13 protein-coding genes are annotated in these 14,099 nt (G+C 68.9%); 9 read left to right on the top strand and 4 right to left on the bottom strand.

Translation table 11 applies throughout. From position 1 onward, the window contains the following. Positions 1–17: 17 nt before the first annotated feature. Positions 18–1,049 carry an AraC family transcriptional regulator gene (locus AVP41_RS05465; RefSeq protein ID WP_067161823.1) on the bottom strand — a complete coding sequence of 344 codons (1,032 nt, stop codon included), beginning with the start codon at positions 1,047–1,049 and terminating at the stop codon, positions 18–20. Positions 1,050–1,197: 148 nt separating this feature from the next. Between AVP41_RS05465 and AVP41_RS05460 the strand changes: the two genes are divergently transcribed. From AVP41_RS05460 to AVP41_RS05450, 3 genes are all read left to right on the top strand, one after another. Continuing rightward, complete coding sequence (locus AVP41_RS05460; protein ID WP_067161820.1) at positions 1,198–2,250, top strand: alpha/beta hydrolase; 1,053 nt, start codon at positions 1,198–1,200, stop codon at positions 2,248–2,250. Between the two features lie 153 nt (positions 2,251–2,403). Then, on the top strand, positions 2,404–2,694 hold the full coding sequence (locus AVP41_RS05455; RefSeq protein WP_067162835.1) for a DUF6412 domain-containing protein: 291 nt from the start codon (positions 2,404–2,406) through the stop codon (positions 2,692–2,694). A 75-nt stretch (positions 2,695–2,769) separates the two neighbouring features. Continuing rightward, positions 2,770–3,513, top strand: a complete 744-nt coding sequence (locus AVP41_RS05450) for a YidC/Oxa1 family membrane protein insertase (RefSeq protein WP_067162832.1) — start codon at positions 2,770–2,772, stop codon at positions 3,511–3,513. Between the two features lie 18 nt (positions 3,514–3,531). Here the strand turns inward: AVP41_RS05450 and AVP41_RS05445 are convergent, their stop codons facing one another. Further along, the gene (locus AVP41_RS05445) at positions 3,532–4,428 is read right to left on the bottom strand and encodes a LysR family transcriptional regulator (protein ID WP_067161817.1); all 897 of its coding nucleotides are present in this window, start codon (positions 4,426–4,428) and stop codon (positions 3,532–3,534) included. A 108-nt stretch (positions 4,429–4,536) separates the two neighbouring features. Between AVP41_RS05445 and AVP41_RS05440 the strand changes: the two genes are divergently transcribed. From AVP41_RS05440 to AVP41_RS05415, 6 genes are all read left to right on the top strand, one after another. Continuing rightward, positions 4,537–6,138, top strand: coding sequence for an ABC transporter substrate-binding protein (locus AVP41_RS05440; RefSeq protein ID WP_067161814.1), 1,602 nt, complete (start codon positions 4,537–4,539; stop codon positions 6,136–6,138). A gap of 73 nt (positions 6,139–6,211) precedes the next feature. Next, entirely contained in the window at positions 6,212–7,282 is a 1,071-nt protein-coding gene (locus AVP41_RS05435) for an ABC transporter permease (RefSeq protein ID WP_067161811.1), read from the top strand. Next, positions 7,279–8,184 carry an ABC transporter permease gene (locus AVP41_RS05430; protein ID WP_082829027.1) on the top strand — a complete coding sequence of 302 codons (906 nt, stop codon included), beginning with the start codon at positions 7,279–7,281 and terminating at the stop codon, positions 8,182–8,184. The genes AVP41_RS05435 and AVP41_RS05430 overlap by 4 nt, the downstream gene beginning before the upstream one ends. Positions 8,185–8,189: 5 nt before the next feature. Next, entirely contained in the window at positions 8,190–9,185 is a 996-nt protein-coding gene (locus AVP41_RS05425) for an ABC transporter ATP-binding protein (protein ID WP_197464249.1), read from the top strand. Continuing rightward, complete coding sequence (locus AVP41_RS05420; RefSeq protein ID WP_067161806.1) at positions 9,182–10,018, top strand: ABC transporter ATP-binding protein; 837 nt, start codon at positions 9,182–9,184, stop codon at positions 10,016–10,018. The genes AVP41_RS05425 and AVP41_RS05420 overlap by 4 nt, the downstream gene beginning before the upstream one ends. After that, positions 10,015–11,208 carry a serine hydrolase domain-containing protein gene (locus AVP41_RS05415; RefSeq protein WP_067161803.1) on the top strand — a complete coding sequence of 398 codons (1,194 nt, stop codon included), beginning with the start codon at positions 10,015–10,017 and terminating at the stop codon, positions 11,206–11,208. The genes AVP41_RS05420 and AVP41_RS05415 overlap by 4 nt, the downstream gene beginning before the upstream one ends. Positions 11,209–11,291: 83 nt before the next feature. Here AVP41_RS05415 and AVP41_RS05410 read toward each other — a convergent pair whose 3' ends face one another. Further along, positions 11,292–13,193, bottom strand: coding sequence for a hypothetical protein (locus AVP41_RS05410; RefSeq protein WP_067161801.1), 1,902 nt, complete (start codon positions 13,191–13,193; stop codon positions 11,292–11,294). Between the two features lie 99 nt (positions 13,194–13,292). Beyond that, on the bottom strand, positions 13,293–13,898 hold the full coding sequence (locus AVP41_RS05405) for a flavodoxin family protein (RefSeq protein WP_067161798.1): 606 nt from the start codon (positions 13,896–13,898) through the stop codon (positions 13,293–13,295). Between the last annotated feature and the right edge of the window lie 201 nt (positions 13,899–14,099).

Raw genomic sequence — 14,099 nt, 5'->3', positions numbered from 1 at the left:
GTCCTCACGCGTCCCGTTCAAGTGCGCAGAGCCGCGCCGTGCAGCGCGGCGGGCGACGCGCCGAACCACCGCAGGGTGCTCCGGCGCAGTGACCGCTCGTCTTCGTATCCCAGCCGGTAGGAGATCTCTGCCGTGCTGAGCCCAGGGGTGGCGAACAGTTCCGATGCCACTCGCTTTCGGACATCGTCGAGGACGCGCGAGTAGCTGGAGCCCACGTCGATCAGGCGCCGTCGGAGGGTGCGCTCGCTGGTCGCGAGAAGGCGCGCGTAGTCGGCGAGGGGCCGGATGAGAGGGAGTGCGTCCTCGACGTGGGCGGCGAGCACGGCCACCAGTTCCTGTCGCTCGACGACGCTCCGCGTCTCGGCCTCCAGCGCGGCGACCATGGCGGCCAGAGTCCAGGGCTCGGCGGTGGGCAGCGGCTCGCGGGCGGTGTGCAGTGGAAGATGCCACGCGTTGCGTCCGGCGGAGAAGACGATCGCGCAGTCGAAGAAGTCCGCATAACTTCGGGCGTGCCCGTCGGGGGCGAAGTCGAGCTCCACCTGGCGGGGAGAGGGGATCCCGGCCACGTCCCGCGCCATGCGTGTGATGTTGGCGAAGCCCTCCTCGACGAGGAATCTGCCCACGGCGCTTGCGCTGTCGGGCACGGTCGCGGTCACCACGACGGAGCCTCCTTCGATCCCCGACTGCCACCGCACCATCGAGCCGGCGAGGTTCTGGAACCTCATGCCCAGCTCGACGGCGTCGAGGAGGGTCGCGCTCGACATCATCGCGAGACCCAGGACGCCCGACGCGGTGATGGGCTGGCGCTGTCCGACTTCCAGCCCGAGCGCGGGGATCGGGAGCGATCCGAGGGCCTTCTCGATGATGAGGCGACCCTGCCGGTACGACACCCGCAGCGCGGGCGAGTCGATGCTCTCGCGGGTGAGCGAGGCGGCCCGCAGGGCGCGGTCGAGGGAGACGCCGTGGTCGTCGGCGACACGCAGCAGGTGCCGGATGATGTTGGGCGTGATGATCGCCGAGGAAGGCGTCAGGAAGGGGCCGTCGCTCATCTGGTCAGCATAATTGGCCGATCATGTCCGCGGGCTGGCAGGGCCGTTCTGTCGATCGGCTCGCGTCGGGTCTACGGTCGTCGCAGACGCCGCACCCGAGCGGCGGTTCGTGCCCCATCGTCGATGACGCCGATTCCGAGGAGCCGCCATGTCCGACCGAGCCACCGCCTCCGAGCGCGTGACGCGCGCCGTCATCCGAGCCCTCGGCGCCCTTCCCGAGCCCGCGCAGCGCCTGATCGCCGGCAAGCCCGTCGTCGTGGACGGGCAGAAGCTCTACACCGAGGTGCAGATGGCGCTGCGGCTGCTGAACGCCCTGCCCGGGTCGGACTTCTCCGAACTCCCTCTCGATCGCGCTCGTGCCCAGATCGACGCCGAGGCGCGGATCTTCGGCAGCCGTGACGCCGTCGCCCACGTCGACGAACTGGTCCTCCCCACTCGCGCGGGAACCGTGCCCGCGCGCTGCTACTGTGCCGTCGATCCGGCGCAAGCCGAGGGAGTCGTCGTCTACTTCCACGGCGGCGGTTGGGTGGTGGGCAGTCTCGACTCCGCCGACTCGGTGTGCCGCTTCATCGCCGCGAGCACCCGACTCGAGGTGGTCTCGGTCGACTATCGCCTGGCGCCCGAGCACCCCTATCCCGCCGCCGTGGAGGACGCCGTGGACGCCTACCTATGGGTGAGGCGGGAGCGTCCGGGAGCGCGCGTCGCGGTTGCGGGCGACAGCGCCGGCGGGAACTTGAGCACGGCCGTGTGCCTGGCCACCACCGACGAGCCGCTGGGGCAGCCGGACTATCAGCTGCTCTTCTTCCCGGTCACCGACCTCGCCGCCAAGAGCCGATCGTACGAGCTCTTCGCCGACGGCTACTTCCTGACGGAGAAGCAGATGGATTGGTACCGCGGGCATTACTTGGCCGATCCGGCGCAGGCGCAGGATCCTTTGGTCTCGCCGCTGCGCGCCGACGACGCGGCCCTGGCAGCACTGCCTCCCGCGCACGTCGCCGTCTCCGGCTTCGACGTGCTCCGCGACGAGGGCATGGCATATGCCGATAGGCTCCGCGCGTGCGGCGTGGACGTCACCTCGCAGCTGGTGGAAGGACACATCCACGCCTTCGTCAACGCCACGGGTGTGGGGCGACTCAGTCGCCGCGCGCTCGCCGACGCCGTGGACCACCTCGTACGAGGGCTCGTCCCGGCAGCTGTGTGAGGACACAGCGGCGGAGACGCCGGGCGACACGCCGGGGAGGGAGCTCTCCGTGCGGCGTGTCGGGTGGGGGATCCGCCGCTGTGCATCGACCGTGAGGCCGTTGGGGGCCTGCCGGATAGAGTGGGCACACCGCGCGACCGAGAGGAGAGCACCGTGATCGATGCCCTCTCGTCGTTCGTGCGGCTGTTCGTCTCCACCCTCGGGCTCGTCGCGCTTCCCGACGCCGCCGCCCTCGGCGTCGCCGGCGCGGTGGCCCTCGTCGTGGTCTCGGTGGTGGCGCTGGTCATCGCGACGATCGGCGCGGTCGTGCCCGGCGCCACGGGATCACCACGGCGACACCCCACCCGTGACAGCGAGCTGACTGCCCCGCTCACCCAGAGCGATCCCGACGCCGCCGGTCACGTGCGTCGACGCGGCCCCGGAGTGGTGCTCTCGGCCGCCTGACGATCGTTCCGGACCACATCCTCCGGCATCCTCTGCGGCCGATCAGCCCTTGATCGCTCCGACGAACGGATGACCGTGGACCCCTTCTCCTTCGCGCCGCTGGCGGCGCTGCTCGACCTCACTTCCTCCGGCCTCATGGCCCTGACTTCCCTCCTCACCCCCCTCGCGGGTCCCTCGGCGGCGGCCGCCGCGGTGGTGCTCGTCACGCTTCTCGTCCGCGCTGGGCTCATTCCGGCGGGGATCGCCCAGGCACGGGCCGAGCAGACGCGCGCACGGCTCGCCCCGCGGCTCCGCGAGATCCAGAAGCGACATCGCTCCGACGCCGAGCGGCTGCAGCGCGAGACGATGCGGCTCTACCGCGAGGAGGGCGCCTCACCCTTCGCGGGGTGCCTCCCGCTCCTGGCCCAGGCTCCTGTCGTCGGATTGATCTACGCCGTCTTTCTCCATCCCACCATCGGCGGGCACCCCAACGCCCTGCTCACCGAGGCGCTCGCCGGTGTGCCGTTGGGACAGAGCCTTGTGCGTGCCGTCGCGGCGGGCACCGCCGACGGGGCCACCTGGCTCGTCTTCGGCGTCGTCGTGATCGCGATCGCCGCAGTGGGCGAGCTGACGCGCAGGCTCCTGCGTCCCGCGGCCATCGGTCCGGACGCCTCGACACCGCGGATCGCATCGGGCCTTCTCGGCGTGCTGCACTTCGCGACAGCTGCGGTGGCGGTCTTCGTCCCGTTGGCCGCCGCGCTCTACCTGCTCGTCACGGTCGCGTGGACCCTCGGTCAGCGCCTCGTGCTGCGGAGGTTCTTTCCCCTGCCGGCGCCATGAGTGGGCCGGCGCCCCCTCTTATGAGGTCGCCGCGTTGATCGCGGGGTAGCTGGCCGAGTTGAAGCGGGAGAGGTCGCCCAGTACCCGCCGGATCGCGCGTGCCGCATAGTGGCCGCGGTCCCACACGCCGTAGAGGGTGATGGCAAGCGTCTCCGCGTCCACGGTGATTGGTACGGTCCTGAGCCCGAAAATGGGATCGTCCGAGAGGATCGCAACACCCCTGCCCGCGGCGGCGAGCCCACGGGCGAGGGCTGTCACCGACGTCTCCTCGGCCATCGTGTAGCTCAAACCCGCTCGCGCTACCGCGCCATCGAGGATCTGGCGCGCGCGATGGGTGCGGTCCATCACGATGAGAGGCTCGGTCACGAGGTCGGCGATGGGAACGCTCGACTGCGTGGCGAGGGGGTGATCCGTCGGAACCATCGCCCAGACGTATGCCCGGCCAAGGATCATCCATTCATACTCGTCGGGCGGTGCGAGCGTGCCGATCGCGAAGTCTGCATCGCCGCGCATCAGCCGGCCGTAGACGTGTTCGGGCAGTGCTTCGATGGCGTTGCCGATGGCGCCGTCCGATCCGGCGGCGGCGACGAAGGGCGCGACGACGTCGGCCACGGTGGTCGATGCTGCCACCACCGTGAGGTCGGTGACCGCGCCGCGCGCGATCGTGTGCGCGGCCGCATCAGCGCGATCGGCTCGCACGAGCAGGTCTTCGGCGACGGGGAGGAAAGCGCGCCCCGCCGCCGTGAGCACTAACCCGCGCGGCGCGCGGTCGAATAGGGCGAATCCGAGCTGGGTCTCGAGCGTGCGGATCTGGCGACTGAGCGAGGGCTGGGCGACATGCACCGCTGCGGAGGCGGCGTGCAGCGAGCCGTGCGTCGAGACGGCGACGAAGTAGCGCAGAAGTCGAAGCTCCAATGATGCCTCCGAGGCATCACTTTACTGAAGTTCTGGTATTTGTCGAGAAGTCGCGCGCTTTCTAGGGTTAGGTGAGCCGCGAGTCGCGGACGACCTGGGAGGGTATCGATGGGATCTGAGCAAAGACGTTCCCGGCGCACCGTACGCGCCGTCGCGGCTGTCGTCGGCAGCGCGCTGCTGCTGACCGGGTGCACCGTGCAGAGGCAGGGTGCCGAGCCGACGGAGGGGCCGAAGCTGCTCTCGGTGGCGGCATCGGCGGCAGTGACGACGTGGGACCCGATCCGATCGTTCTCGACCGAGGCGCTCTGCCTCGGCAACGTGTACGAGACACTGCTCAAGAAGAACCCGGAAGGGGCAGCGGAGGACTTCACCCCCGTGCTGGCCGAATCGTGGGAGACGAGCGCCGACGGCAAGACCTGGACGTTCCATCTGCGGGAGGGTGCCACCTTCCACGACGGGTCGGATGTCGACGCCGACGCGGTGAAGCAGAGCATCGAGGCGGCCAAGGAGTACGGGGGTGCCTCGTTCATCTGGGCGCCTCTGGAGTCGATCGACACGCCCGATGACCGCACCGTGGTCATGACGCTGTCCTACTCGGCGCCCATGGACCTCATCGCCGCCTCCACCTACGGGGCCTGGATCGTCGAGCCGTCCGCGCTGGCGGCATCCAAGGACGACGAGGATTACTTCGCCGAGGGCACCGATGCCGGTACCGGACCGTACACGGTGGACAGCTACACGCCGGGCAAAGAGGTCGTGCTCGACGCGTACGACGGCTACTGGAACACCGAAGCCGCACCGTACTACACGACGGTCAACGTCGCGATCACCCCGGATGCGGTGACAGCGCAGCAGATGCTGACGGCGGGGGAGATCGACCTCGCCACCGCCCTGCCGATGGAGAACATCACCGCCGTCGCCGAGCAGACCGGAGGCGAGGTCCGCACCGCGAACTCGCCCTTCAACTTCTTGGCGTACTTCAACACGACGCGTCCGCCGCTGGACGACCCGAAGGTGCGTCAGGCGCTCAGCTACGCGATCCCGTATCAGGACATCATCGACGTGGGCGCCTACGGGTACGGCACCCCGTCGCACGGGCCCGTGCCCAAGGGCATCTTCCCCTACTCGGACGCGGTGCCCCAGTACAGCTACGACATTGACAAGGCCAAGGCGCTCCTGGCCGAAGCCGGTCACGCCGACGGCTTCGAGCTGACGCTGACCTACGCTTCCGAGAACTCCTCCGAAGCGCGCTTCGTCCCGCTCATCAAAGACGCGTACGCCAAGATCGGCGTGACCGTGAACGTGCGCGCCGAACTTTTCAACCAGCAGTGGGAGCAGGCCAAGGCCGACCCCGAGACGGCGCAGGACATCTTCGTCGTCTACTACTGGCCGACCTATAGCGACGCGGGAGTCGACAACCTCAGCAGCCTCTTCGGCTCCAGCGAGAAGCCGTTCTTCAACCTCTCGTACTGGAAGAACGACACGTACGACGCGCTGCTCGCGGAGGCGGGCAAGCTCACCGGCAGCGATCGTGCCGCCGCGCAGGCGACGTACGAGGAGGCCATGAAGCTTCTCGTCGACCAGGCTCCCGGTGTGTTCCTCTACGATCCGCAGGCGGTCATGGTGGTCCCGAAGGATCTCGAGATCGGGGACTTCAACGAGAACTACCCGTTCACCACGTTCTTCGCCTCCATCCGTCCCCGGGCGTAACGCGCGGGTTCGTCACCAGACCGGCGGCCGGGATCCCCTCGCCCGGCCGCCGGTCCTCACCTGAGGAGAAGCCATGTGGCGGTTCTTCGTCTCTCGTCTCGGGAGCGCGCTTCTGGTGCTGCTGGTGCTCACGGTCGTGGTGTTCACGCTGACGCGGATCATCCCCTCCGATCCCGCCGTCGTGTATGCGGGTCCGAAGGCGCCGCCGGAGGAGCTGGAGCGGATCCGTGAGCGACTCGGTTTCGATCGCCCGCTCCCCGTGCAGTACCTGAGCTATCTCGGCGGCCTGCTCACGGGCGATTGGGGCGATTCGCTCTCCACCCGCCGCCCCGTGCTCATGGAGTTCGCCGTCCGCCTCCCCGCCACGCTGGAACTGCTCGTCGCGGCCATGGTGCTCGCTCTCCTCCTCGGGGTCGTGCTCGGTGTCATCGCGGCGCGGCGGCCCGGTGGACTGACCGACGGCGTGATCCGCTTCCTCGCGATCGGTGGCATCTCCATGCCCGCGTTCTGGCTCGGGCTCCTCCTCCAGGTCGTGTTCGTCGGGTGGCTCGGCATCCTTCCCGCCACAGGGCAGTTCAGCAAAGAGCTGGCCTACATCAGCCCGGTCACCCCGGTGACCGGCTTCGCCCTCTTCGACGCGATGATCACGGGGAACGTGGTGGCTCTGTCGGACGGGGTGGCCCACCTGATCCTTCCGGCGATCACCCTGGCTGCCTACCCGGCCGGCCTCATCGCCCGGATGACCCGCGCCTCGATGCTCGAGGTGCAGTCGCAGGACTACATCTTCACCGCCCAGGCCTATGGGCTGCGGCAACGCCTGATCCGCTGGCGCCTCGCTCTGCGCAACGCTCTGCCGCCCACGCTGACCGTCACCGGTCTGTCGGCCGCGTATGCCCTCACAGGAACGTTCTTCGTGGAGGTGGTCTTCAACTGGCCCGGCATCGGGCAGTTCGCCGTCAACGCGATGTTGTCCGTGGACTACCCGTCGATCCTGGCGATCACGATGCTCGGCGCGGTCGGATACCTCCTCGCCAATCTCCTCGTCGACCTCGCGCAGGCACGGATCGATCCCCGCATCCGTATCTCCGCGTCACGCCCGCGACGAACGCGCATGCGCACACCGGAAGGGAGCCTGACGGCATGAGCAGGGTGCTGACGACATCGACACAGCTGCCCGATTATGCGGTGGATCGCCAGAGCGCAGGGGCGCGTGTGCTGCGGGTGCTGCGCAAAGACCGCCTCGCGCTCTTCGGTGCCCTCCTGATCGTACTGGTGCTCGCGGCCGCGATCTTCGGCCCCTGGATCGCTCCGTTCCCCGAGCAGGGGGCGGGGGTGACCGATGCGGCCCGGCGCAACCTCGCCCCGGGAGGGGTTAACCTGCTCGGCACTGATCAGCTCGGTCGCGACGTTCTCAGCCGGATCCTCTTCGGTGCGAGACCGGCGGTGACGGTCGCCTTTGCGGTGGTCGCGCTGGCGGCGCTGATCGGTGTGCCGCTCGGCGCGATCGCGGGCTACCGCGGGGGCTGGCTCGACAACCTCCTCATGCGCATCACCGAGATCTTCCAGGCTTTCCCGCCACTGCTCCTGGCGATGGTGGTGGTCGCCCTTCTCGGCCCCAGCCTCATGAACGCGGGGATCGCTCTGGCGATCTCGTGGTGGCCCTGGTACGCGCGGCTCGTCCGAGCCGAGGCCGCGGCGCTGCGCGATCGCCCCTACGTGGAGGCAGCACGATCGATCGGCGTGCCTGCGTGGATCATCGTTCCCCGCCACGTGTTGCGCAACTGTCTGACCCCGATCCTGGTGCAGGCCACCGTCGACATCGGCACGGTGGTCCTCGCCGCGGGCTCGCTCGCCTTCATCGGTCTCGGCGCCCAGCCCCCCGAGCCGGACTGGGGCCTCATGGTCGCCGAGGGCAGAGGCGCGATCTTCACCCACTGGTGGATCTCGACCTTCCCGGGCGTCGCGATCTTCGTCACCGTGCTGGGATTCAACCTGTTGGGCGACTCTCTGCGCGACCTCCTCGACCCTCGGCAGGTGAAGCGATGACCGCCATGACCCCTCGTGAGACTGCGCTCCTGGTCATCGAGGATCTCCGGGTGGAGTTCCGAGAGCGCGGCGAGATCACCAACATGCCGCTGCGCGGCATCGATCTCCGGATCGAGCGCGGCGAGATCCTCGGCGTCGTGGGGGAGACGGGGTGCGGCAAGAGCCTGACCGGACTCGCGGTGCTGGGCCTGCTTCCCAGAGGGGCGGTGCCGTACGGACGGATCAGCGTGGACGGCCACGAACTGGATCTGACCCGCCCCTCGCCCCTGCGTGGCGATGTCATCTCGCTCGTGTTCCAGAACCCCGGTACCGCGTTCAACCCGGTGTTCGCCATCGGGCGGCAGATCGATGCGGTGGTGGCACGTCACCGGCCGGCGCCGCGAGCGGCGCGCCGCGAGCTGATCCTCGCCGCTTTCGCCGAGGTCGGGCTTCCCGATCCGGATCGGGTCTTCCACAGCTACCCGCATGAGCTGTCCGGCGGGATGCTGCAGCGCGCGATGATCGCCATGGCGCTGGTGTGCCGGCCGAAGCTCCTCATCCTCGACGAGCCCACGACGGCGCTCGACGTCACGGTCGCCAAACAGATCCTCGACCTGGTCCTCACATTGCGGGACCGGTTCGACTTCGCGGTCATGCTCATCACCCACAACCTCGGTGTCGTGAGCGAGATCTGCGATCGAGTCGCGGTGCTGTACGCCGGTCGCGTCGTCGAGACCGGGCTCACGGACGACGTACTGGGGGCACCGGCCCACCCGTACACACGCGGCCTGCTGGGCGCCCTTCCGGCTCGGCACGTGCCAGGCGAGCCCCTCGATGCCATTCGCGGCTCGGTGCCAGCCCGACTCGTCGGCGTCGTCGGCTGCGTGTTCGCGCCGCGGTGTCCGCGCGCGGACGCGGAATGCCTGATCACAGATCCCGTCCTCGTGTCAGCTCCCGCCGTGGGCGCCACGGCGAGCGCCGACCATCTCGGTGCGTGCCTGCGGATGGAGGCGGTTCGATGAGCGCGATCCTGGAGGTCGACGCGATCACCAAGGTCTTCGCGAGCCGCGGACGCCCGTTCGTCGCCGTGGACGAGGTCAGCTTCTCGGTGCCGGAAGGGGCCACGTTCGGCCTCGTCGGCGAGTCGGGGTCGGGAAAGTCAACCGTCGCCCGCTGTGCGCTGCGACTGATCGAGCCGACGTCGGGGACGAGTCGCGTCGCCGGAGAAGACCTCGGGCGAATGAGCGGACGCCGGCTGCGGGGACTGCGCGGCGCGGCGGGGATGGTGTTCCAGAACCCGGTCGCTGCCCTCAACCCCCGGTTGACGGTTCGTGACTGCATCGCCGAGCCGCTCCGCACGCACGGCCGCGCCACGGCGCAGGAACGCTCGCGACGGGTCGACGAACTGCTCGACGAGGTCGGGTTGGGGCGGGTGCACGCCGATCGCTTCCCGCATCAGCTCTCGGGTGGCCAATGTCAGCGCGTCGGGATCGCCCGGGCGATCGCCATGCGTCCGCGCCTCCTCATCCTCGATGAGCCCACCAGCGCGCTCGATGTCTCGGTGCAAGCGCAGGTGCTCAACCTGCTCGCGGACCTCAAGCACGAACACGGTCTGAGCTATCTCCTTATCTCGCACGACCTCGACGTGGTCCGACACATGAGCGACGTCGTCGCCGTCATGCAGCGGGGACGGATCGTCGAGAGCGGACCAGCCACTCAGGTGCTCGTGGCGCCGCGCGAGGAGTACACGGCGCGACTGCTGGCATCGATGCCGCCCACCCCCGGAGGACGCGCGATCGATCCCGGTTCCGCACCCCCGCCCCACCCTTCGACGAACGGGGAGAGAACCCGATGACGACCCACCGCGCTCCCCTGGAGCAGTCTCTCGCGCACGGCACCGCGACCGCAGCAGCTCGCGCGCGCCTCGGCGTGCTCGCGCATCCCACGCTCGACTCCTGGCAGAGCGCACCGGACAATCGCTGGGTCTTCCGGCACGTCGAGGAGCTTCTGCCCTCCGCCGTGGTGTCGCGGATGTCGGCAGGCCACGCGCCGATCGAACCGGGCGTTCTCCGTGACGTTCAGGGCGGAAGCCGTCGGCTGGAAGAGCTGTACACCGACGGGATCCTCGTCGAACGCGGTGGACGCGTTGTCGGCGAGTGGTACGCCGAGGGTTTCGGCCCCGACCGCACGCACTTGCTGATGAGCGTCTCGAAGTCGCTGTGCGGCATCGTCGTGGGAGCGCTCGCCGACGAAGGGCTGATCGATCTTTCTCGGCGCGCTGAGGTCTACGTTCCGGTACTGGCGGGCTCCGCCTACGGCGACGCCACGGTCCAGCAGCTCATGGACATGGTGGCGGCGGCCGACTACAGCGAGGATTACACCGATCCCCGCGCGGAGGTGCAAGCGCACGACCGCGCGGCCCGCTGGCGCACACCGCACGACGACGATGCCGACGACACGTTCGCCTTCCTCGCGCGGCTCACGCGCAGTCGCGACCACGGGCTGCGGTTCCAGTATTGCTCCGCCGTCACCGACACCCTCGGGTGGATCATCGAGGTGGTCACGGGCCAGCGCTACGCTGACGTGTTGTCCGAGCGGCTGTGGTCCCGCCTGGGCGCCGAGCACGATGCCCGCGTCTCGGTGGACCGCGGCGGGTGCGCCCTCGCCAACGGCGGAGTGTCGTGCACCCTGCGCGATCTGGCCCGCGTCGGGCGCCTGATGCTGGGCGGCGGCGAGATCGACGGACGGCGCATCGTGTCCGAGGAATGGGTGCGCCAGACGCTCGCGGGCGGTGATCCCGCCCTGGCGGCAGACTCGCCCAACCGCGCCGTGTTCCCCGAGGTGTCCTATCGGAACCAGTGGTGGGCCACCGGCAACGAGCGCGGCAACGTGTACGCGATCGGCATCCACGGTGAGTACCTGTGGTTGGACCCGCTGACCGACACGCTCGTGGCCAAGTTCTCGACGCAGCCCGCTCCCGTCGGCACGGCATCGCTGCGGGCGCACGCCGAGCTGTTCGCCGACCTGGTGGCCGCCGCCGGTTGACGGCGCACACGTTGCGGATGCGACGTGCTTCACGCCACAGCGGCCCGACCCCGTGAGGGATCGGGCCGCTTTCGTGACGGGGGTCAGCTACATCCGGCGGTCATGGCGTGGAGCTTGTTCGACTCGCGCACCACGGCCTTCCAGGAGTACTCCTGCGCGTCGTTGACCATGTAGAACGCCGAGCAGTTGGGCATGAGTGCGACCGTGATACCGCCGTAGCCCGACATGAACGGCACCGAGAACGGCGTCGTGTAGGCGGCGTCGTCGGCGCTCGTGAACGGGCGGGCCCAGAATCCCTCGTTGTAGAGGAACGGCTGGTCGGCGGTGGGCAGTCCCGGGTCGGACGGATCGCGTTGCAGAGCGTCATCGACCATGCTGGCCGACAAGAGCTGGACACCACCGTGCGAGCCGTCACCGCCGGCGAAGAACTCGCCGACGCGGGCCAGGCCGTCACGGCTCCAGAACAGGCCGTAGCCGCCCCACGGGGTCTTGCCGGCATCCGTGGTCCGCGCCGAGGCCGCCGAGTCGGGGGAGACGCCGATGGGGGCGAGCACCTCGCCATAGGTCATGTTCCAGATATCGGCCGACGCGCCCTCCTTCGACTTCAGGTAGGCGTTCATGGCGGCCGACAGAAGGAAGCTGTCGGACGTGTGGTAGACCCACTTCGTCCCCGGAGCGACCTTCGAGGGGAACGATGTCGCCGCGCTCATCTTCGCCGCGCGCGTCGAGTTGGAGAGCGCGAAGAAGCTCGCCATCGTGGTCCCGGCTTCGTCTACCTCATAGCCGTCGCTCGTGTAGTGGCCAGTGGCCATGTCGACGAGCTGACCGAAGGTCACCGTGCTCCACGTGGCATCCGAGGCGAGCTCCGGGACCCAGTCCTTGACGAGCTCGCTTCTGACGCCGATCCCGTACTTCTGCGCCAGCCGCATCAGAGCCGTGCCCATGAACGCGGACTTCGCGGTCGAGTACGACGGCAGGATCACCTGTTCGCAGTAGGGGTGGAGCCCCGTCGCGTCGGTGGCCGAGTTGCTGCGCCGGGTAACGCAGCCGCTGACGTAGTTCGTGCCGTTGTACACGAAACCGTACGAGGTGATGTGCGCCGCGGTGATACCCGAGGTGAACGCACTGGTGTCGATGCCGGCAGCGGGGTAATCGGCGGCAAGCGACGAGATCGGCTTCGTCGGCATCCGCGACGCGACCTCGGCCGCGTAGGCGTTTCGCAGCGCCTCCGCACCCGACACGGTGGACGCCGTGTAGGTGCCGGTGAGGTTCCCCCACAGGTTGCCCTTGTAGTACGCGCAGGTCTCGCTGGAGACCTGGTAGCGCACCCGGGTCATCGCCGTGTCGGTGAACAGGAAGGTGAGCAGGCCCGAGAAGGAGCAGTTCGCCTCTTTGAACACCAGGGTGAAGGGGATCGCGGCGCGCGTGTACTGCACGCCGCCGATGACATCGCCCGACTCGTCCCACGCTCGCCCGGGACTCCACAGGATGTTGTAGTTCAGACTTGAGATGACCTGCAGTCCTCGCACGGTGGGGATGAGGTGGCTCCCGTTCTGCACGAACTTCTGCTGCAGCGCGTAGTTGGAGCCGATGACGGTGTTGTAGGGCAGATAGCGGTACCAGGTGCTGGCGGTTCCGAAGTAGTCGTAGCCCCCGGCCGGGGCGTAGACCTTGGCGAAACCGGTGGTGGCGGCGGTGTTGACGTTGTTGATCCGGAGCGTTCCCTGGAAGCTGTGCGACGGCGCTGCCGCCCCCGCGGGAACCCCGAAGCCTGCGGTGCTGTCGACCACCCCACCGGGATTGGTGGTGGACTGGAGCTGCGCGCGCGTGACTACGCTCCGGCTCACCCCGCCCGACCCGGTCAGCGGGTCTCCCGGAACGGGGGTCGCCGCGAACGCCGCGGGCGCGGTGAGTACCCCGGCGGCCAGGGTTCCCACGATGAGTGTCGCGAACCCCGCGACGCGGAGCCTTCTTCTGGTGTGCATGATGATCCTCCTCCGATCACGACACACCGTAGGGAGCCTGCGGGGTGGGCGTCCAAGACCCGTCCGACATCTGATCGATGCCCGAGGGGCATTCGTCGCTCAGGAGGCCGGGTACCCGCCCTCCGACAGCAGCCGGGCCAGGTGCGCGGTGTTGCGCGCCAGCGTCGCGGTCGCGGCGGCGACCTTCTCCGGCGTCTCGTCGAGATCCTTGTAGTCGGTCGTGTGCATCGCCTCGCCGTTCCAGTAGGTCGCCGCCTGAGCGGGGATGCTGAACCCGACGTCGTTGAGGCCCTGGAAGAGCTCGGCCGTGGCGTGGTGTGCGCCGTCCTCGTTGCCGACGACGGCGACCGCGGCGACGGTGTCGAAGAGGATCGGGCGACCCGCCTCGTCGGTCTCGGACAACTCCGCGTCGAGACGTTCCAGCAGGCGCTGCGCGAGGCTGGACATGTGGCCCATCCAGATGGGGGTGCCGACGATCACGATGTCGGCGGCGAGCACCCGTTCCCGGATGATCGGCCATTCGTCACCGTCACCCATGTCCTTCTCCACGCCGGGGCGCACGTCGAAGTCGACGAGGCGGACCGTGCTCCCGGTGACATCGTGCTCGCCGAGGGCGGTCATCACCTGGGACAACAGCAGCTCGGTGCTCGACGCATCGGGGGAGGGGGTCAGGGTGCAGTTGATCGCGAGCGCGGTGAGAGTCATGGTCGGACGCTACGGGCGCGGGCGGCGCGGAGGCAGGGGCTTGACACGGTCGGCCGGGGCGGCGCCCTCTAGAATGAGGACACCCGACCCTCCGTCGAATCGTCCAGGTGTACCCGTTTTTCGGCTATGTTCCCGACGGCCCCGACCCCCGTAGTGTCAGTGCGCACCATCCAGCCGAGGCACTGTCAGCCTGCATTGCAA

The sequence above is a fragment of the Microbacterium sp. TNHR37B genome, assembly GCF_001620065.1.
Taxonomy (GTDB): domain Bacteria; phylum Actinomycetota; class Actinomycetes; order Actinomycetales; family Microbacteriaceae; genus Microbacterium.
The sequence above is the reverse complement of the archived record's forward strand: the minus strand, read 5'-3'. Positions and strand labels throughout refer to the sequence as shown.